This window comes from Pseudomonas sp. LBUM1653, from assembly GCF_059716115.1.
Genome location: NZ_CP166803.1, coordinates 849,280 through 867,681 on the forward strand (window position 1 = coordinate 849,280; position 18,402 = coordinate 867,681).

Here is an 18,402-nt window from a genome sequence, read left to right on the forward strand (position 1 = left end):
GCATAACCAAGTACCCGATGACCGTTCAGGGCGCTCGCGCCCTGGAAGAAGAGCACACCCACCTGACCAAGGTCGTTCGTCCGAAGCTCAGCCAGGACATCGGTACGGCCCGTGAGTTGGGTGACTTGAAGGAAAACGCCGAATACCACGCTGCTCGCGAGCAGCAGGGTATGGTCGAGGCGCGGATTCGTGACATTGAAGGCCGGATTCAGAATCAGGTCATCATCGACGTCACGACCATCCCTCACACCGGTAAAGTGATTTTCGGTACCACCGTTGAAATCGCCAACGTCGAGACGGATGAGCGCGTCACTTACCACATCGTGGGTGAGGACGAGGCCGACTTCAAACTCGGCAAGATTTCGGTGGGCTCACCCCTGGCCCGTGCCTTGATCGGCAAGGAAGAGGGCGATGTGGTTGCCGTAAAAACGCCAAGCGGCGTTATCGAGTACGAGATTGTTGAAGTCCGCCACATCTGAAGCAAGGCGCCCGCTCAACGCGGGCGCCATGCTCTGGCAGCTGGCCCAGATGTTGTGGGTTGGCGGTCTGTGGCTGGTGCATCTCGGTTTGCAGCCGGTGTTGGGCCGAATTGGCCTGGCACCGTTGCTGATCGATGAGATCGCCGGCATGTTCGAGACCATGGTGGTGGGGTTTGCCGCCGTGTGCGTGATTTTTCAGGCTTTGGTGCTGGTACAGGCCAATGGCCTTGCCAGTCTATGGCGGGATTTTCGTGGGCAGGTGCTGCTGATTGCGTTGTGCGCGTGTGCGATGTTTGTCGCTGTGCGTGTCGGCTGGCCTGATGCGCAGCGCTGGCATGTGTTCAGCTATATGGTTCTGGGGTTCTCGGGGCTGGTACTGATCATGCAGCCGGTACCCGGATGGAGTGGCAGGGTGCGCGAAGCACACCCTTGACCCTTGTCATCACTTGAAGCGATGGACGTTCGACAGCTGCTTGTTGACGCTGAAGTTCTTGCGGTAAATCAGTGCCATCTTGCCGATGACCTGAACCAGATCCGCTTTGCCGACCTTGCACAGTTCTGCAATGGACGCCAGGCGCGATTCGCGATCGAGGATATTGAGCTTGATCTTGATCAGCTCGTGATCCGCCAATGCGCGTTCAAGTTCGGCTAACACACCTTCAGTCAAACCGTTGTCAGCCACAATCAAAACTGGTTTCAGATGGTGGCCAATGGATTTGTACTGTTTCTTCTGCTCTTGAGTGAGCGGCATAATCTGACCCTTTCGTCTGGATTCTGTAAAATGGCGGCCATTTTACCCGAGGGTTCGTGGATCCGCCCAACTAATCACGACCCTTATCATCGAGGTGCCCAATGGCGCGTTCCAAGACAAGCCTTGGTTGGCTGAAAAGACATGTCAATGATCCCTATGTGAAGCAGGCGCAGAAGGATGGCTACCGCTCGCGTGCGAGTTACAAGCTTCTGGAGGTCCAGGAGAAATACAAGCTGATCCGTCCGGGTATGACCGTTGTCGACCTGGGGGCGGCGCCCGGTGGCTGGTCGCAGGTCACTAGTCGGCTGATCGGTGGTCAGGGGCGCCTGATCGCCTCGGACATCCTGGAAATGGACAGCATTCCGGACGTGACTTTCATCCAGGGTGACTTCACCGAGGAGGCAGTGCTCGCTCAGATCCTTGAGGCTGTGGGTAATTCGCAGGTGGACCTTGTGATTTCCGATATGGCCCCCAATATGAGTGGTACGCCCGAGGTGGATATGCCAAAAGCCATGTTTCTATGTGAGCTGGCTATTGATCTGGCGGCTCGGATACTCAAGCCAGGTGGTAATTTCGTGATCAAGGTGTTTCAGGGCGAAGGGTTTGATGCTTACGTGAAGGACGCTCGAAAGAAATTCGACAAGGTCCAGATGATCAAGCCGGACTCTTCCCGTGGCAGTTCCCGCGAGCAATACATGCTGGCTTGGGGCTACCGCGGCCGGAGTGAATAAAGCGAGTTTTTTTTGCGGGGCAATAGGAATTTCGTATTTCGCCCTGTGAGAAATTGCGAATATTGTGTAGGAAGTGTTTCACAAAGGGTTACAGACGGCGCCTGCCAGAGTTGTAGGTAATGTAGTAAGTTAGGCCGGTGAATATCATGCGAAGCGCGCGCCATCAGCGGCGCTAGCTTCAGAGGGTAGTTAATTGAACGATATGGCAAAGAATCTGATCCTGTGGTTGATCATCGCGGCTGTCCTGGTGACAGTGATGAACAACTTCTCCAGCCCTAACGAGCCGCAGACCCTCAACTATTCCGACTTCATCCAGCAGGTCAAGGATGGTAAGGTCGAGCGCGTGGCGGTTGATGGCTACGTGATTACCGGCAAGCGCAACGATGGCGACAGCTTCAAGACCATTCGTCCGGCAATCCAGGACAACGGCCTGATCGGCGACCTGGTAGACAACCACGTCGTGGTCGAAGGCAAGCAGCCTGAACAGCAAAGCATCTGGACTCAGCTCCTGGTCGCAAGTTTCCCGATCCTGGTGATCATCGCCGTGTTCATGTTCTTCATGCGGCAGATGCAGGGCGGTGCCGGTGGCAAGGGCGGGCCGATGAGCTTCGGCAAGAGCAAGGCGCGCCTGCTCTCCGAAGATCAGGTGAAAACCACCCTGGGCGACGTTGCTGGTTGCGACGAAGCCAAGGAAGAAGTCGGTGAGCTGGTCGAGTTCCTGCGTGATCCGGGCAAGTTCCAGCGCCTGGGCGGCCGCATTCCTCGCGGCGTGCTGATGGTGGGTCCTCCGGGTACCGGTAAAACCTTGCTGGCCAAGGCGATTGCCGGCGAAGCCAAGGTGCCTTTCTTTACCATTTCCGGTTCCGATTTCGTCGAAATGTTCGTCGGTGTCGGTGCCAGCCGTGTTCGCGATATGTTCGAACAGGCCAAGAAACATGCGCCGTGCATCATCTTCATCGATGAAATCGACGCCGTCGGTCGCCACCGCGGTGCCGGCATGGGCGGTGGTCACGATGAGCGCGAGCAGACTCTCAACCAGTTGCTGGTGGAGATGGACGGCTTCGAAATGAACGACGGTATCATCGTGATTGCCGCGACCAACCGTCCTGACGTGCTAGACCCTGCGCTGCTGCGTCCGGGCCGTTTCGACCGTCAGGTTGTGGTCGGTCTGCCGGATATCCGTGGTCGCGAACAGATTCTCAAGGTCCACATGCGCAAAGTGCCAATGGGTGACGACGTCGCTCCGGCGGTGATCGCTCGTGGTACTCCTGGTTTCTCCGGTGCCGACCTGGCCAATCTGGTCAACGAGGCGTCGTTGTTCGCTGCCCGTGCCGGCAAGCGCATCGTCGAAATGAAAGAGTTCGAACTGGCCAAAGACAAGATCATGATGGGCGCCGAGCGCAAATCCATGGTCATGTCCGAGAAAGAAAAGCAGAACACCGCTTATCACGAAGCTGGCCACGCCATTGTCGGTCGCGTCGTGCCTGAACATGATCCGGTGTACAAGGTCTCGATTATTCCGCGCGGTCGTGCGCTGGGTGTGACCATGTTCCTGCCGGAAGAGGATCGCTACAGCCTGTCCAAGCGTGCATTGATCAGCCAGATCTGCTCGCTCTACGGTGGCCGTATCGCTGAAGAAATGACCCTGGGCTTCGATGGCGTGACCACGGGTGCGTCCAACGACATCATGCGTGCCAGCCAGATTGCGCGGAACATGGTGACCAAGTGGGGTCTTTCCGAAAAACTCGGTCCGCTGATGTACGCTGAAGAGGAAGGTGAAGTGTTCCTCGGTCGCGGCGGCGGTGGCCAGGGTGCAAGTTTCTCCGGCGAGACAGCCAAGCTGATCGACTCCGAAGTGCGCAGCATCATCGACCAGTGCTACGGCACCGCCAAGCAGATTCTCACGGACAACCGTGACAAGCTCGACGCCATGGCCGATGCCCTGATGAAGTATGAAACCATCGATGCCGAGCAGATCGACGACATCATGGCAGGACGTACACCTCGCGAACCTCGCGATTGGTCTGGTGGCACCGGTACCTCCGGGACGCCTCCAGCGGTGCAGGGTGAGCGTCCGGAAACACCTATCGGCGGTCCCGCTGCTGACGTTTAAGGTTTGAAATGACTTTTGTTCAGTCCTCGACCCGGTTGCCTTGCGGCAACCGGGTTCTTGATTTGGCCCAGACGCATGTCATGGGCATTCTCAATGTCACTCCCGACTCTTTCTCCGATGGTGGCAAATTCAGCCAGCTCGATGCGGCGTTGCGCCATGCCGAAGCCATGGTCGCGGCTGGCGCCACATTGATCGATGTCGGCGGCGAGTCTACTCGCCCGGGCGCCAGGGCGGTTTCACCCCTCGAAGAGCTCGAGCGCGTGGCGCCGATCGTCGAAATGATTCACCGTGAGCTGGATGTGATCATCTCGGTCGATACCTCCACACCCGCGGTCATGCGCGAAACGGCGCGACTGGGTGCGGGCTTGATCAATGACGTGCGTTCGTTGCGCCGCGAGGGTGCGCTGGATGCGGCGGCGGCTACCGGCTTGCCTGTCTGCCTGATGCATATGCTCGGTGAGCCGGGTGACATGCAGGACAATCCGCACTACCAGGATGTTACGAAAGAGGTGGGCGAGTTTCTTGCCGAGCGCATGGCTCAATGCGCAACGGTGGGAATTACGGCTGAAAAGATCATTCTTGATCCGGGTTTTGGCTTCGCAAAAAACCTGCAGCACAATCTAAGCTTGTTCAAGCACATGGAAGCCTTGCATGCCTTGGGGCGCCCGTTGTTGGTTGGGGTGTCGCGAAAGAGCATGATCGGCCAAGCGTTGAATCGCCCCGTCGGGGAACGCCTGTATGGCGGTCTTGCCCTCGCGGCGCTGGCATCGCACAAGGGCGCGCGTATATTGCGTGTCCACGACGTAGCTGAAACAGTTGATGTGGTGAAAATGATCACCGCAGTGGAATCAGCCGAATAAGAATGATGGAGTACTTATGACTAAGAAATATTTTGGCACCGACGGCATTCGCGGTCGGGTCGGCGTTTATCCGATCACTCCTGACTTCATGCTCAAGCTGGGCTGGGCTGCCGGCATGGCGTTCCGCAAGATGGGCGCGTGCAAGGTGTTGGTCGGCAAGGACACGCGGATTTCCGGGTACATGTTCGAATCGGCACTCGAGGCCGGGCTGACGTCGGCGGGTGCCGACGTGATGCTCTTGGGCCCGATGCCGACGCCGGCCATCGCCTACCTGACGCGTACCTTTCATGCTGAAGCCGGCATCGTGATCAGTGCTTCGCACAATCCCCATGACGACAATGGCATCAAGTTTTTCTCCGGGAAGGGCACCAAGCTTCCCGATGAAATCGAGCACATGATCGAAGAACTGCTCGACACCCCGATGACCGTGGTTGAGTCGAGCAAGATCGGCAAGGTCTCGCGAATCAACGATGCCTCTGGTCGCTACATAGAGTTCTGCAAGAGTAGCGTGCCGACCGGCACCAGCTTTTCCGGCCTGAAAATCGTCATCGACTGCGCCCACGGTGCGACATACAAGGTGGCGCCGAGCGTATTCCGCGAGCTGGGTGCCGAGGTCGTGGTTCTGTCCGCGCATCCCAATGGTCTGAACATCAACGACAACTGCGGCTCGACCCATATGGGCCAGCTGCAGGCTGCCGTATTGGCCGAGCACGCCGACCTGGGCATTGCGTTCGACGGTGACGGCGATCGTGTGCTGATGGTTGATCACACCGGTGCCATCGTCGATGGCGACGAGCTGCTGTATATCATTGCTCGCGATCTGCATGAGCAGGACAAGCTGCAAGGCGGTGTGGTCGGAACATTGATGAGTAACCTGGGGCTGGAGCTCGCCCTGGCGGACCTGGCGATTCCCTTTGTGCGCGCCAATGTCGGTGACCGTTATGTGATCGCTGATCTGCTGGAGCGTAACTGGGTGGTGGGTGGCGAGAACTCTGGGCATATCGTTTGCTTCCATCACACCACGACCGGTGATGCGATTATCGCCGCGCTGCAGGTCCTGATGGCGCTGAAGACTCGCTCGCAGGGTCTGGCGGAGGCTCGGCAGGCATTGCGCAAGTGTCCTCAGGTATTGATCAATGTGCGTTTCGGTGGCGGTGCGAACCCCCTCGAGCATGCGTCGGTCAAGGAAGCCAGCGAGCGTGTCACCCAAGCCATGGCAGGTCGCGGGCGCGTGCTGTTGCGCAAGTCCGGGACAGAGCCGCTGGTGCGTGTAATGGTCGAAGGCGAAGACGAAACCCTGGTTCGCGGCTACGCCGAAGAGCTGGCAAAACTGGTTACTGAAGTTTCTGCCTGAATTCGGCTTGCCAGCCTTGATTGTGTTGGGTAACATCTGCGCCCACTTTGACCGACGAGGTACAGCATGCGTCGCCCTATGGTAGCTGGTAACTGGAAGATGCACGGTACCCGCGCCAGCGTCGCTGAGCTGATCAACGGCCTACGTGACTTGGCCTTGCCGAGCGGTGTTGAAGTAGCGGTATTCCCGCCTTTGTTGCATATCACCCAAGTGGTTGATGGCTTGAAAGGAAAGTCGATTTCGATCGGCGCGCAGAATTCTGCGGTGGAATCCGGACAAGGTGCGCTGACCGGTGAGGTCTCGCCAAGTCAGTTGGTGGATGCAGGTTGTTCCCTGGTACTTGTCGGGCACTCCGAACGCCGCCAGTTAATGGGTGAGCAGGACGAAGTGCTGGTTCGCAAGTTTGCAGCGGCACAGGCAAGTGGCCTGGTTCCGGTGTTGTGCATAGGGGAAACCCTGGAGCAGCGTGAAGCCGGGAAGACCCTTGAGGTTGTTTCGCAGCAGCTAGGTAGTATCATCGATGAGCTGGGTGTCAGTGTGTTTGCAAAGGCAGTAATCGCTTACGAGCCGGTCTGGGCCATTGGCACCGGGCTGACTGCTTCACCGCAACAGGCGCAGGATGTGCATGCAGCCATTCGCGCACAGTTGGCGGCAGAGAATTCTGAAGTCGCGCAAGGTGTGCGGCTTCTATACGGCGGCAGCGTGAAGGCGGCCAATGCGGTCGAACTGTTCGGCATGCCGGATATCGATGGGGGTCTCATTGGTGGGGCTTCCCTGAATGCAGATGAGTTCGGTGCGATTTGTCGCGCCGCGGGAAACTGAAAAAATGCTGGAAACAGTCGTAGTCGTTTTTCATCTGCTGGGTGCATTGGGCGTAGTAGCTCTGGTTTTGCTGCAGCAGGGTAAAGGTGCGGACGCTGGCGCGTCTTTCGGAGCAGGTGCTTCAAATACTGTGTTCGGAAGCCAAGGTTCCTCTACCTTTCTTAGTAAGTTTACTGCTATACTTGCCGCAGGTTTCTTCATAACCAGCTTAGGGTTAGGTTACTTTGCTAAAGAGAAAGCTCATCAGCTGACTCAAGTAGGTTTGCCAAACCCAGCAGTGTTGGAAGTTCCAAAGCAACAACCGGCTTCTGATGATGTCCCGGTGCTTCAAGAGCAAAAGTCGGCTACTCCAGCGACTGACGTGCCTCCAGCTCAAGAGCAGAAGTAAGAAGGGTTTCAAACGTAGTATTGCCGAGGTGGTGGAATTGGTAGACACGCAACCTTGAGGTGGTTGTGCCCATAGGGTGTAGGGGTTCGAGTCCCCTTCTCGGTACCAATTAGTCAGGAGAGCCCGCTGTTGCGGGCTTTCTTGCAGGTGGAAGGTTACATTGACCCTGTCGGGGATCGGTCGTATACTTCCGCCCCAGCTTTGTCGCGGGGTGGAGCAGTCTGGTAGCTCGTCGGGCTCATAACCCGAAGGTCGTCGGTTCAAATCCGGCCCCCGCAACCAGTTTAAGGAGCCCCTTTTAAGGGGCTTTTTGTTAGCTGGACACTTCCAGCGCCGCTGTTCGACGGCGTTTCAAGGATGGGCGTTTCGCCCATTTTTTTATTTTGCACAGCATGCACATACATGCACGAGGGGGTTCAGGTGTCGAGCAAGCTAGAAGAGTTGCAGGCCTTGCTGGCCCCGGTGGTCGTGGCCCTAGGCTATGAATGCTGGGGTATCGAGTTTTCGGCTCAGGGTCGTCACTCGATGTTGCGCGTTTATATCGATAAAGAGGGCGGTGTGCTGGTGGACGATTGTGCCATCGTCAGCCGTCAGATCAGCGGTGTGCTGGATGTTGAAGATCCAATCACCGTTGAATACACCCTCGAAGTTTCCTCGCCAGGCATGGAACGCCCGCTGTTCACTATTGAGCAGTTTGCAAAATTTGCCGGTGAACAAGTGAAGATCAAGCTGCGCTCGCCTTTTGAAGGACGACGCAACTTTCAGGGCCTTCTGCGCGGTGTAGAAGAGCAGGACGTCGTGGTGCAGGTAGAAGACCATGAGTTCCTGTTGCCGATCGATATGATCGACAAGGCCAACATTATTCCCAGTTTTGACTGAGGCGTGCCAGATACTGCGGATCCCGCGGATCCAATGGCTTGCGAAAGGCGAGGCGTACGATGAGCAAAGAAGTACTGCTGGTTGTTGAGTCGGTATCCAATGAAAAGGGCGTACCGGCTAACGTAATTTTTGAAGCGCTGGAGCTCGCTCTGGCCACGGCTACCAAAAAGCGTTTCGAGGACGAAGTCGATCTGCGTGTGGAAATCAACCGCCACACCGGTGCTTACGAGACTTTCCGTCGCTGGACGGTCGTCGAAGAAGCAGACCTGGACGATCCGGCCATCGAAACCTGGCCGAGCAAGGTTGCCGAAACGCATCCTGGTGCCAAGGTTGGCGAAGTCGTCGAAGAGAAGATCGAATCCATCGAATTCGGCCGTATCGCTGCACAGACTGCCAAGCAAGTCATCGTGCAGAAGGTTCGCGAAGCCGAGCGCGCTCAGGTTGTTGACGCTTACCGCGAGCGCCTGGGTGAAATCATCTCCGGCACCGTGAAAAAAGTCACCCGCGACAACGTGATAGTCGATCTGGGCAACAACGCCGAAGCGTTGCTGGCCCGTGAAGACATCATTTCTCGCGAAACTTTCCGGGTTGGCGTGCGCTTGCGTGCGTTGCTCAAGGAAATCCGCACCGAGAACCGCGGCCCGCAGCTGATCCTGTCGCGTACCGCGCCGGAAATGCTGATCGAGTTGTTCCGCATCGAAGTGCCGGAAATTGCTGAAGGCCTGATCGAAGTGATGGCTGCGTCCCGTGATCCGGGTTCGCGCGCCAAGATCGCCGTCCGCTCCAAGGACAAACGCATCGACCCGCAGGGCGCTTGCATCGGTATGCGCGGTTCGCGCGTCCAGGCAGTGTCGGGCGAGTTGGGCGGTGAGCGTGTGGACATCGTCCTGTGGGACGACAACCCGGCTCAGTTCGTAATCAATGCAATGTCGCCGGCTGAAGTGGCGGCAATTATCGTTGACGAAGATGCCCATGCAATGGACATCGCCGTTGGCGCAGACAATCTGGCTCAGGCCATCGGTCGCGGTGGTCAGAACGTGCGTCTGGCTAGCCAGTTGACTGGCTGGACCCTGAACGTGATGACCGAATCGGACATCCAGGCTAAGCAGCAAGCAGAAACCGGCGACATCCTGCGCAACTTCATCGACGAGCTGGAAGTCGACGAAGATCTGGCACAGGTTCTGGTCGATGAAGGCTTCACCAGCCTGGAAGAGATTGCCTACGTACCGTTGGAAGAAATGCTCAACATCGACGGCTTTGACGAAGAAACCGTCAACGAGCTTCGCGCTCGTGCCAAGGATCGTTTGTTGACCAAAGCCATCGCTACTGAGGAAAAGCTGGCAGACGCCCATCCGGCCGAAGACCTGCTCTCGCTTGAGGGTATGGACAAGGATTTGGCGATGGAACTGGCGGTGCGCGGCGTAATTACCCGCGAAGACCTGGCCGAGCAGTCTATTGACGACCTGCTCGACATCGACGGCATTGACGATGATCGTGCCGGCAAGTTGATCATGGCCGCCCGAGCCCACTGGTTCGAGTAATTAGGCGCGGCCTGAGGAGAGAAGTGCATGACGCAAGTCACGGTGAAACAACTGGCCGATGAGGTCAAAACACCGGTAGAGCGCCTGTTGCAGCAGATGCGTGAGGCAGGTCTGCCGCACACCGCCGCCGAAGAAAGTGTGACTGACAGTGAGAAGCAATCGTTGCTGACTCACTTGAAAAGCAGCCACAAGGCGAAAGTGGAAGAACCACGCAAGATTACGCTGCAGCGTAAAACCACCAGCACCCTGCGTGTTGCTGGCAGCAAAAGCATCAGCGTTGAAGTACGCAAGAAGAAAGTCTTCGTACAGCGCAGCCCGGAAGAAATCGAAGCCGAGCGCAAGCGTGAACTGGATGAACGTCGCGCAGTAGAAAATGCTGCACGTCAGAAGGCTGAAGAAGAAGCCAAGCGCCGCGCCGAAGAAGAAGCGCGTCGCCAGCCAGCTGCTGCGCAATCCGCTACTAACGACGCAATCGCGGCTCCTGCTGCGGCCGCCGAACCAGTGCGTGAAAGCGCTCCGGTTGTGGCTGCTGCTCCGGCACCGTCTGCCGACGTTCGCAACAAGCAGAACGAACAGCGCCGTCCGGACAAACCACGTGCAGACGATAACAATCGTCGCAGCGGTGGTGGCGACGGCGAGCGTAAAAACGCTCCGCATCGTGCCTCGGTCAAAGAGAAAGCGCCTGCTCCACGCGTTGCCCCACGTACTACCGACGAAGAAAGCGATGGCTTCCGTCGCGGTGGTCGCGGCAAGGCCAAGCTGAAAAAGCGCAACGCCCACGGTTTCCAGAGTCCAACCGGCCCTGTCGTGCGTGATGTGCAGATCGGCGAGACCATCACTGTTGGCGATCTCGCCAATCAGATGTCGGTCAAGGCTGCTGAAATCATCAAGTTCATGTTCAAACTGGGTACCCCAGCGACCATCAACCAGGTGCTTGATCAGGAAACTGCTCAGCTGGTAGCCGAAGAACTGGGCCACAAAGTGACCCTGGTCAGCGACACCGCCCTGGAAGATTCCCTGGCCGAGTCCCTGAAGTTTGAAGGTGAGACGTTCTCCCGTGCGCCAGTCGTGACCGTAATGGGCCACGTTGACCATGGTAAGACGTCGCTGCTCGACTACATTCGTCGTGCCAAGGTAGCTGCTGGCGAAGCCGGCGGTATCACCCAGCACATCGGTGCGTACCACGTTGAAACCGAACGCGGCATGGTCACCTTCCTCGACACCCCAGGTCACGCCGCGTTTACCGCAATGCGTGCCCGTGGTGCCAAGGCGACTGACATCGTGATCCTGGTAGTTGCAGCGGACGACGGCGTGATGCCGCAGACCATTGAAGCTGTCCAGCACGCCAAGGCCGCTGGTGTTCCACTGGTTGTTGCAGTGAACAAGATCGACAAGCCGGGCGCCGATCTCGATCGCATCCGTAGCGAACTGTCGGTTCACGGCGTGACTTCGGAAGAGTGGGGCGGCGACACCCCGTTCGTATCGGTTTCGGCGAAAGTCGGTACCGGTGTGGACGAGTTGCTCGAAGCAGTCCTGCTGCAAGCTGAGGTCCTTGAACTCAAAGCAACTCCATCGGCCCCAGGCCGCGGTGTTGTGGTTGAATCGCGTCTCGACAAAGGTCGTGGCCCGGTTGCAACCGTTCTGGTTCAAGACGGTACCCTGCGCCAAGGCGACATGGTGCTGGTCGGTTCGAACTATGGCCGTGTACGTGCCATGCTCGACGAGAACGGCAAGCCAATCAAGGAAGCCGGTCCTTCCATCCCTGTCGAGATCCTCGGCCTGGATGGTACCCCGGACGCTGGCGACGAGATGAGCGTGCTGTCTGACGAGAAGAAAGCCCGTGAAGTGGCTCTTTTCCGTCAAGGCAAGTTCCGCGAAGTCAAACTGGCTCGCGCTCACGCCGGCAAGCTGGAAAACATCTTCGAAAACATGGGTCAGGCAGAGAAGAAGACGCTCAACATCGTCCTCAAATCCGACGTCCGTGGTTCGTTGGAAGCGTTGAACGGTGCCTTGAATGGCCTGGGTAACGACGAAGTGCAAGTGCGTGTTGTCGGTGGCGGTGTCGGTGGTATTACCGAATCCGACGCCAACCTGGCACTGGCCTCCAACGCTGTACTGTTCGGCTTCAACGTGCGTGCCGATGCTGGCGCTCGCAAGATCGTCGAGCAGGAAGGTCTGGATATGCGTTACTACAACGTGATCTACGACATCATCGAAGACGTCAAGAAAGCCCTCACCGGTATGCTGGGCAGCGATGTTCGCGAGAACATCCTGGGTATCGCTGAAGTGCGTGACGTGTTCCGCTCGCCGAAGTTTGGCGCGATCGCCGGTTGCATGGTGATCGAAGGTGTTGTTCACCGTAACCGTCCAATCCGTGTACTGCGTGAAGACATCGTTATCTTCGAAGGCGAGCTGGAATCCCTGCGCCGCTTCAAGGATGACGCTTCCGAAGTACGTGCCGGCATGGAATGCGGTATCGGCGTGAAGAGCTACAACGACGTCAAGGTCGGTGACAAGATCGAAGTCTTCGAGAAGGTCCAGGTTGCTCGCAGCCTCTAACTCGCGCACTTCAAGAGCCGTGATGGCCAGCCGCATGCAATTGCGCGGCGCATCGCCCGGACTCTAAACGCAACGCCCGGTCTGGCTTTTGTCAGGCCGGGCGTTTGCCGCTTTCAGACCTCACGGGTTTCACCGTGGGGCAGTAACAGGTAACAAGACATGGCAAAAGAATACAGCCGTACCCAACGTATCGGCGATCAGATGCAGCGCGAGCTTGCCCAACTGATCCGTCGTGAAGTCAAAGACCCGCGCGTCGGCCTGGTCACCATTACCGCTGTGGAAGTCAGCCGTGACGTCGGTCACGCCAAGATTTTCATCACCGTGATGGGCCAGGACAGCCACGAAGACATCGCGCAAAGCATCAAGGTGCTCAACTCCGCCGCCGGTTTCCTGCGCATGCAGCTGGCTCGCGAGATGAAGTTGCGCAGCGTTCCGCAGTTGCACTTCCACTACGACGAAAGCGTCGTGCGTGGCGCGCACCTGTCGGCCCTGATCGAACGCGCTGTGGCTGAAGACAGTCAGCGCCCGGTAGCGGCTGAACCCGAAGACGCCAAGGAGTAATCGGTGGCTCAGGTCAAACGTATCCGTCGTAACGTCAGTGGCATCATCCTGCTCGACAAACCGCTGGGATTCACCTCCAACGCAGCCTTGCAGAAGGTCCGCTGGTTGCTCAACGCCGAGAAGGCCGGGCACACCGGTAGTCTCGATCCGCTGGCCACGGGCGTGTTGCCGCTGTGCTTCGGTGAGGCCACCAAGTTCTCGCAGTACCTGCTCGATTCCGACAAGGGTTACGAAACCCTGGCGCAGCTGGGCAAGACCACCACCACGGCGGATGCCGAGGGTGAGGTTTTGCAGGAGCGCCCGGTGACCGTTGGTCGCGTCGATGTCGAAGCTGTGTTGCCGCAATTTCGTGGGCAAATCAGTCAGATACCGCCGATGTACTCGGCTCTCAAGCGTGATGGGCAACCCCTGTACAAGCTGGCCCGTGCAGGTGAAGTAGTGGAGCGCGAACCGCGTTCTGTTACTATTACGCGCTTGGAATTGCTGGCCTTCGAAGGGGATACTGCGCGGCTTGCGGTGGATTGCACCAAAGGCACCTATATTCGCACCCTGGTGGAGGATATCGGTGAGCAACTCGGTTGTGGCGCTTACGTTGCAGAACTGCGACGTACCCAGGCCGGGCCTTTCACCCTGGCGCAGACCGTTACCCTCGAAGAGCTGGAAGCGGTACATGCCGAAGGCGGCAACGAGGCAGTTGATCGCTTCCTGATGCCATCGGACAGTGGTTTGCTGGATTGGCCACTGCTGCAGTTCTCGGAGGCGAGCGCGTTCTACTGGCTCAACGGCCAACCGGTACGCGCCCCGGATGCCCCGAAGTTCGGCATGGTACGGGTACAGGATCACAATGGTCGCTTCATCGGTATCGGTGAAGTGAGCGAAGACGGGCGTATCGCGCCGCGTCGACTGATTCGGTCAGAATGACCGAACGAGTGTGGCTGTTAGCAGGCACGGTCACTACTCATTTTTAGATACAGGGATTTGTCCCTGGCCTGTTGAAACTGTTTTTGAAACAGTTTCCTGATAAAAGGATTGCCTCATGGCTCTCGACGTTCAAGAAAAAGCTCAAATCGTAGCTGACTACCAGCAAGCTGTTGGTGACACTGGTTCGCCAGAAGTGCAAGTTGCACTGCTGACCCACAACATCAACAAACTGCAAGGTCACTTCAAGGCCAACGGTAAAGATCACCACTCCCGTCGTGGTCTGATCCGCATGGTAAACCAGCGTCGTAAGCTGCTGGACTACCTGAAAGGCAAGGACGTGAGCCGTTACAGCGCTCTGATCGCTCGCCTGGGTCTGCGTCGCTAATAAGCGATTGCGCTAGAGGTTGGTTGTCTGTCTTGCGTCAGTGGGTTCCCCACGGGCGCAGGGCAGGCTCCCAGCCTCAAGTTTTATCTGGATATCAGTTTTATCAGGACAATCCGCTCGGGCCGATTCCCGGCGTTGCCCAAGAATTTCGCAAGAACCCAGTTTCCCCAAGAGCCACAAAAGAAGGTAGGACACCGTGAACCCGGTAATCAAAAAATTCCAGTTCGGTCAGTCGACCGTCACCCTCGAGACTGGCCGTATCGCCCGTCAGGCCTCCGGCGCAGTATTGGTCACCGTTGACGACGACGTCAGCGTATTGGTGACCGTCGTTGGTGCCAAGCAAGCCGATCCAGGCAAGGGCTTCTTCCCTCTGTCTGTTCACTACCAGGAAAAGACTTACGCTGCCGGTAAGATCCCTGGCGGTTTCTTCAAGCGCGAAGGCCGTCCTTCCGAGAAAGAAACCCTGACTTCCCGACTGATCGACCGTCCGATCCGTCCGCTGTTCCCTGAAGGCTTCATGAACGAAGTGCAGGTTGTCTGCACCGTCGTTTCCACCAGCAAGAAGACCGATCCGGACATCGCTGCGATGATCGGTACCTCGGCTGCCCTGGCTATCTCGGGCATCCCGTTCGACGGCCCGATCGGCGCCGCTCGCGTTGCTTTCCACGAAAGCACCGGCTACCTGCTGAACCCGACTTACGAGCAGCAAGCTGCTTCGAGCCTGGACATGGTCGTTGCCGGTACTTCGGACGCTGTGCTGATGGTTGAATCGGAAGCCAAAGAGCTGACCGAAGACCAGATGCTGGGCGCGGTACTGTTTGCTCACGACGAGTTCCAGGTTGTGATCAACGCCGTTAAAGAACTGGCAGCCGAAGCAGCCAAGCCAACCTGGACCTGGGCTCCTGCGCCAGAAGCCACCGCACTGCTGGGCGCTATCCGTGCCGAGTTCGGCGAAGCGATCTCCCAGGCTTACACCATCACCGTCAAGGCTGACCGCTATGCGCGTCTGGGCGAGCTGAAGGACCAGGTTGTTGCCAAACTGTCCGGTGAAGAAGGCCAGCCTTCTTCCAGCGAAGTGAAAGCGGCTTTCGGCGAAATCGAATACCGCACCGTTCGCGAAAACATCGTCAACGGCAAGCCACGTATCGATGGTCGCGACACCAAGACCGTTCGTCCTCTGAACATCGAAGTCGGCGTTCTGCCAAAGACCCACGGTTCGGCTCTGTTCACCCGTGGCGAAACCCAGGCTCTGGTCGTTGCAACGCTGGGTACTGCCCGTGATGCACAACTGCTGGACACCCTGGAAGGCGAGAAAAAAGACCCGTTCATGCTGCACTACAACTTCCCTCCGTTCTCGGTAGGCGAGTGTGGTCGCATGGGTGGCGCTGGTCGTCGCGAAATCGGTCACGGCCGTCTGGCCCGTCGTTCGGTTTCGGCCATGCTGCCTGCCGCTGCCGACTTCCCGTACACCATCCGTGTGGTATCGGAAATCACCGAATCCAACGGTTCGAGCTCGATGGCTTCCGTTTGCGGTGCTTCCCTGGCTCTGATGGACGCTGGTGTGCCGATGAAGGCGCCGGTTGCCGGTATCGCCATGGGCCTGGTTAAAGAAGGCGAGAAGTTCGCCGTCCTGACCGACATCCTCGGTGACGAAGATCACCTGGGCGACATGGACTTCAAGGTAGCCGGTACCGCCAAAGGTGTGACCGCGCTGCAGATGGACATCAAGATCAAGGGCATCACCGAAGAGATCATGGAAATCGCTCTGGGCCAAGCCCTGGAAGCGCGCCTGAACATCCTCGGCCAGATGAACCAGATCATCGGCCAGTCGCGTACCGAACTGTCGGCCAACGCTCCGACCATGATCGCGATGAAAATCGACACCGACAAAATCCGTGATGTCATCGGTAAAGGCGGCGCGACCATTCGTGCGATCTGTGAAGAGACCAAGGCTTCGATCGACATCGAAGACGACGGCTCGATCAAGATCTTCGGCGAAACCAAGGAAGCTGCAGAAGCTGCACGTCAGCGCGTTCTGGGTATCACCGCTGAAGCCGAAATCGGCAAGATCTATGTCGGTAAAGTTGAGCGCATCGTCGACTTCGGCGCATTCGTCAACATCCTGCCTGGCAAGGACGGTCTGGTTCACATCTCCATGCTGAGCGATGCTCGCGTTGAGAAAGTGACCGACATCCTGAAAGAAGGTCAGGAAGTGGAAGTGCTGGTACTGGACGTGGACAACCGCGGCCGTATCAAGCTGTCCATCAAGGACGTAGCAGCAGCGAAGGCTTCGGGCGTTTAATCACTCCCGCGTCTGACTGCTGATCATCAAAACGCCCCGACTGGTTCGGGGCGTTTTGTTATGCGCAGAAAAATCAAAAGATCGCAGCCTGCGGCAGCTCCTACACAGGGTCTGGTGTAGGAGCTGCCGCAGGCTGCGATCTTTTGATTTTTAACAGTGTTCGAAGTTGCCTGACTCTATGGTCAGTGCTAGGTTTAGCCGACTGCCCGTGTAGCTCAGTTGGTAGAGCAGCGCACTCGTAACGCGAAGGTCGCAGGTTCGATTCCTGTCTCGGGCACCAGCGACACGTTGTTTTCAAATGATCCCGAATGGTTCTGAAGGCCAGAAAAGCCGGGCTTCAAGCGGTTTTTTTGCGTCAGAGAGATCCTTGATGATCCAGATCCATCTTCCATTCCCCAGATCAACGAGAACGCCATGACCGTTAAAGAATTGACTCAAGAAGCCAGGCACGAAGAAGCCCTCAAGAAGTACGTGCTGGACGTGCCCCATTTACTGGAAGAGATCAAGGAATTGCCAGCCGATGATCAGAAAGACCAGATCCAATGGGCATTCGAGGATGAAGCAGAGGCCCAGGGCTTGCAGCCGTGGGAGCTGACGCTCAAGTACACATCAAGCCCGGAAGAATACGAGATCGAACGCCTGAAACTGCACAAGGAAGCGGCCGAGGTCTTGGGCGTCGAGTGGGAAGAGTATTGCGAGATGAACAATCTGGTGGTCTGACAATAACGCTCTTGTAGGAGCCCGGCTTGCCGGCGATAGCGTCCTCCAGATCGCCATCACCGGCAAGCCGGGCTCCTACAGGTTTGTGTTGCTGGTCAGAGACTGAGACGCATCGACAGATCCACAGCCTTCACATCTTTGGTCATCGCACCAATCGAAATGTAATCCACCCCGGTTTCGGCAATCGGCAGCAACGTGCTTTCGTTGATCCCGCCGCTGGCCTCCAGCTTTGCCTTGCCGTTGTTCAAGCGCACGGCTTCGCGCATGTCATCCAGACTCAGCTCGTCGAGCATGATGATGTCGGCACCAGCCGCCAGGGCTTCCTTGAGTTCATCCAGGCTTTCCACTTCGATCTCTACCGGCTTGCCAGGAGCAATCTTGTGTGCGGCGGCGATGGCCTGCGGGATGCCTCCGCTGGCGGCGATATGGTTTTCCTTGATCAGGAAGGCGTCATACAGGCCGATGCGGTGGTTGTGGCAACCGCCGCAGGTCACGGCGTACTTCTGCGCCAGACGCAGCCCCGGCAGGGTCTTGCGGGTGTCGAGCAGTTTCACTTGGGTATTGGCAACGAAGTCTGCCAACTGCTGCGCGCGAGTGGCGACGCCGGAGAGCATCTGCAGGAAGTTCAGCGCGCTGCGTTCGCCCGTCAGCAGCGAGCGGGCCGGCCCTTCGAGGTGGAACAATACCTGATTGGGTTTGACCCGCTCACCATCGGCAACCTGCCAGTGCACCGCAACCCGTGGGTCCAGCTGGCGAAACACGGTATCCACCCAGGCGGTGCCGCTGATGACGGCGGCGTCTCGAGTAATGATGGTGGCTTTGGCCAGGCGTTCGGCCGGGATCAGCTGTGCGGTGATGTCGCCGCTGCCGATGTCTTCGAGCAACGCGCGGCGCACGTTGGCTTCGATTTCGGCGTTCAAGTCGGCGAGACGTAGATTCGGCATAAGGCACTCCACAAACAAAGTGCTCCGATTATAGGGCCATGCCACTGAGCAACCCAAGGCGTCAGCACTGTTCCGGGTGTTCTGAAGCCTGC

Annotated in this window: 18 protein-coding genes and 3 tRNA genes; 19 read left to right on the top strand and 2 right to left on the bottom strand. The window is 57.7% G+C overall.

The window, feature by feature from the left end; genetic code table 11:
- Positions 1–2: 2 nt before the first annotated feature.
- Together greA and ACA054_RS03760 are read left to right on the top strand one after the other, a co-directional pair.
- On the top strand, positions 3–479 hold the full coding sequence (greA, locus tag ACA054_RS03755; RefSeq protein ID WP_497639855.1) for a transcription elongation factor GreA: 477 nt from the start codon (positions 3–5) through the stop codon (positions 477–479).
- Between the two features lie 28 nt (positions 480–507).
- Positions 508–912, top strand: coding sequence for an MFS transporter (locus tag ACA054_RS03760; protein ID WP_497688247.1), 405 nt, complete (start codon positions 508–510; stop codon positions 910–912).
- Between the two features lie 9 nt (positions 913–921).
- Here ACA054_RS03760 and ACA054_RS03765 read toward each other — a convergent pair whose 3' ends face one another.
- Positions 922–1,230: a YhbY family RNA-binding protein gene (locus ACA054_RS03765; RefSeq protein WP_007942889.1), complete on the bottom strand. Its 309-nt coding sequence runs from the start codon at positions 1,228–1,230 to the stop codon at positions 922–924.
- Positions 1,231–1,331: 101 nt separating this feature from the next.
- Here ACA054_RS03765 and rlmE point away from each other — a divergent pair, with 101 nt between their 5' ends.
- The 17 genes from rlmE to ACA054_RS03850 all read left to right on the top strand — a co-directional run bounded on the left by rlmE (position 1,332) and on the right by ACA054_RS03850 (position 17,366).
- Positions 1,332–1,961, top strand: coding sequence for a 23S rRNA (uridine(2552)-2'-O)-methyltransferase RlmE (gene rlmE, locus ACA054_RS03770; RefSeq protein WP_497688248.1), 630 nt, complete (start codon positions 1,332–1,334; stop codon positions 1,959–1,961).
- Between the two features lie 202 nt (positions 1,962–2,163).
- Positions 2,164–4,074 (top strand): ATP-dependent zinc metalloprotease FtsH, encoded by a 1,911-nt coding sequence (ftsH, locus tag ACA054_RS03775; protein WP_497637875.1) that lies wholly within the window; start codon positions 2,164–2,166, stop codon positions 4,072–4,074.
- An 8-nt stretch (positions 4,075–4,082) separates the two neighbouring features.
- The gene (gene folP / locus ACA054_RS03780; protein WP_497688249.1) at positions 4,083–4,934 is read left to right on the top strand and encodes a dihydropteroate synthase; all 852 of its coding nucleotides are present in this window, start codon (positions 4,083–4,085) and stop codon (positions 4,932–4,934) included.
- A 16-nt stretch (positions 4,935–4,950) separates the two neighbouring features.
- The gene (gene glmM / locus ACA054_RS03785) at positions 4,951–6,288 is read left to right on the top strand and encodes a phosphoglucosamine mutase (RefSeq protein ID WP_497688250.1); all 1,338 of its coding nucleotides are present in this window, start codon (positions 4,951–4,953) and stop codon (positions 6,286–6,288) included.
- A 66-nt stretch (positions 6,289–6,354) separates the two neighbouring features.
- On the top strand, positions 6,355–7,110 hold the full coding sequence (gene tpiA / locus ACA054_RS03790) for a triose-phosphate isomerase (RefSeq protein ID WP_497688251.1): 756 nt from the start codon (positions 6,355–6,357) through the stop codon (positions 7,108–7,110).
- A 4-nt stretch (positions 7,111–7,114) separates the two neighbouring features.
- Positions 7,115–7,498: a preprotein translocase subunit SecG gene (gene secG, locus ACA054_RS03795; RefSeq protein ID WP_017336473.1), complete on the top strand. Its 384-nt coding sequence runs from the start codon at positions 7,115–7,117 to the stop codon at positions 7,496–7,498.
- A gap of 22 nt (positions 7,499–7,520) precedes the next feature.
- Positions 7,521–7,606, top strand: a tRNA-Leu gene (locus ACA054_RS03800).
- Positions 7,607–7,703: 97 nt separating this feature from the next.
- Positions 7,704–7,780, top strand: a tRNA-Met gene (locus ACA054_RS03805).
- A 138-nt stretch (positions 7,781–7,918) separates the two neighbouring features.
- Positions 7,919–8,377 carry a ribosome maturation factor RimP gene (gene rimP, locus ACA054_RS03810; protein WP_149088505.1) on the top strand — a complete coding sequence of 153 codons (459 nt, stop codon included), beginning with the start codon at positions 7,919–7,921 and terminating at the stop codon, positions 8,375–8,377.
- Positions 8,378–8,436: 59 nt separating this feature from the next.
- On the top strand, positions 8,437–9,918 hold the full coding sequence (nusA, locus tag ACA054_RS03815; RefSeq protein ID WP_497688252.1) for a transcription termination factor NusA: 1,482 nt from the start codon (positions 8,437–8,439) through the stop codon (positions 9,916–9,918).
- 27 nt (positions 9,919–9,945) lie between these two features.
- Complete coding sequence (gene infB, locus ACA054_RS03820; protein ID WP_497688253.1) at positions 9,946–12,477, top strand: translation initiation factor IF-2; 2,532 nt, start codon at positions 9,946–9,948, stop codon at positions 12,475–12,477.
- A 159-nt stretch (positions 12,478–12,636) separates the two neighbouring features.
- Positions 12,637–13,038 (top strand): 30S ribosome-binding factor RbfA, encoded by a 402-nt coding sequence (gene rbfA, locus ACA054_RS03825; RefSeq protein WP_497688254.1) that lies wholly within the window; start codon positions 12,637–12,639, stop codon positions 13,036–13,038.
- 3 nt (positions 13,039–13,041) lie between these two features.
- Positions 13,042–13,959 carry a tRNA pseudouridine(55) synthase TruB gene (gene truB / locus ACA054_RS03830; RefSeq protein ID WP_497637884.1) on the top strand — a complete coding sequence of 306 codons (918 nt, stop codon included), beginning with the start codon at positions 13,042–13,044 and terminating at the stop codon, positions 13,957–13,959.
- A gap of 115 nt (positions 13,960–14,074) precedes the next feature.
- The gene (gene rpsO, locus ACA054_RS03835) at positions 14,075–14,344 is read left to right on the top strand and encodes a 30S ribosomal protein S15 (RefSeq protein ID WP_003197723.1); all 270 of its coding nucleotides are present in this window, start codon (positions 14,075–14,077) and stop codon (positions 14,342–14,344) included.
- A 196-nt stretch (positions 14,345–14,540) separates the two neighbouring features.
- A complete protein-coding gene (pnp, locus tag ACA054_RS03840; protein WP_497688255.1) occupies positions 14,541–16,646 on the top strand; it encodes a polyribonucleotide nucleotidyltransferase in 2,106 nt (701 codons plus the stop codon).
- A gap of 204 nt (positions 16,647–16,850) precedes the next feature.
- Positions 16,851–16,926: transfer RNA gene (locus tag ACA054_RS03845), tRNA-Thr, on the top strand.
- A gap of 134 nt (positions 16,927–17,060) precedes the next feature.
- The gene (locus tag ACA054_RS03850; RefSeq protein WP_497688256.1) at positions 17,061–17,366 is read left to right on the top strand and encodes a DUF6388 family protein; all 306 of its coding nucleotides are present in this window, start codon (positions 17,061–17,063) and stop codon (positions 17,364–17,366) included.
- A 95-nt stretch (positions 17,367–17,461) separates the two neighbouring features.
- Here the strand turns inward: ACA054_RS03850 and nadC are convergent, their stop codons facing one another.
- The gene (gene nadC / locus ACA054_RS03855; RefSeq protein ID WP_497688257.1) at positions 17,462–18,310 is read right to left on the bottom strand and encodes a carboxylating nicotinate-nucleotide diphosphorylase; all 849 of its coding nucleotides are present in this window, start codon (positions 18,308–18,310) and stop codon (positions 17,462–17,464) included.
- Positions 18,311–18,402: the final 92 nt, after the last annotated feature.

Bases quoted from the DNA above. Each gene is read 5' to 3' on its own strand.
- folP (WP_497688249.1), top strand. From the start codon at position 4,083: ATGACTTTTGTTCAGTCCTCGACCCGGTTGCCTTGCGGCAACCGGGTT.
- rlmE (WP_497688248.1), top strand. From the start codon at position 1,332: ATGGCGCGTTCCAAGACAAGCCTTGGTTGGCTGAAAAGACATGTCAAT.
- infB (WP_497688253.1), top strand. From the start codon at position 9,946: ATGACGCAAGTCACGGTGAAACAACTGGCCGATGAGGTCAAAACACCG.
- tpiA (WP_497688251.1), top strand. From the start codon at position 6,355: ATGCGTCGCCCTATGGTAGCTGGTAACTGGAAGATGCACGGTACCCGC.
- nadC (WP_497688257.1), bottom strand. From the start codon at position 18,310: ATGCCGAATCTACGTCTCGCCGACTTGAACGCCGAAATCGAAGCCAAC.
- secG (WP_017336473.1), top strand. From the start codon at position 7,115: ATGCTGGAAACAGTCGTAGTCGTTTTTCATCTGCTGGGTGCATTGGGC.
- rpsO (WP_003197723.1), top strand. From the start codon at position 14,075: ATGGCTCTCGACGTTCAAGAAAAAGCTCAAATCGTAGCTGACTACCAG.
- nusA (WP_497688252.1), top strand. From the start codon at position 8,437: ATGAGCAAAGAAGTACTGCTGGTTGTTGAGTCGGTATCCAATGAAAAG.
- ACA054_RS03850 (WP_497688256.1), top strand. From the start codon at position 17,061: ATGACCGTTAAAGAATTGACTCAAGAAGCCAGGCACGAAGAAGCCCTC.
- rbfA (WP_497688254.1), top strand. From the start codon at position 12,637: ATGGCAAAAGAATACAGCCGTACCCAACGTATCGGCGATCAGATGCAG.
- ftsH (WP_497637875.1), top strand. From the start codon at position 2,164: ATGGCAAAGAATCTGATCCTGTGGTTGATCATCGCGGCTGTCCTGGTG.
- glmM (WP_497688250.1), top strand. From the start codon at position 4,951: ATGACTAAGAAATATTTTGGCACCGACGGCATTCGCGGTCGGGTCGGC.
- ACA054_RS03760 (WP_497688247.1), top strand. From the start codon at position 508: ATGCTCTGGCAGCTGGCCCAGATGTTGTGGGTTGGCGGTCTGTGGCTG.
- ACA054_RS03765 (WP_007942889.1), bottom strand. From the start codon at position 1,230: ATGCCGCTCACTCAAGAGCAGAAGAAACAGTACAAATCCATTGGCCAC.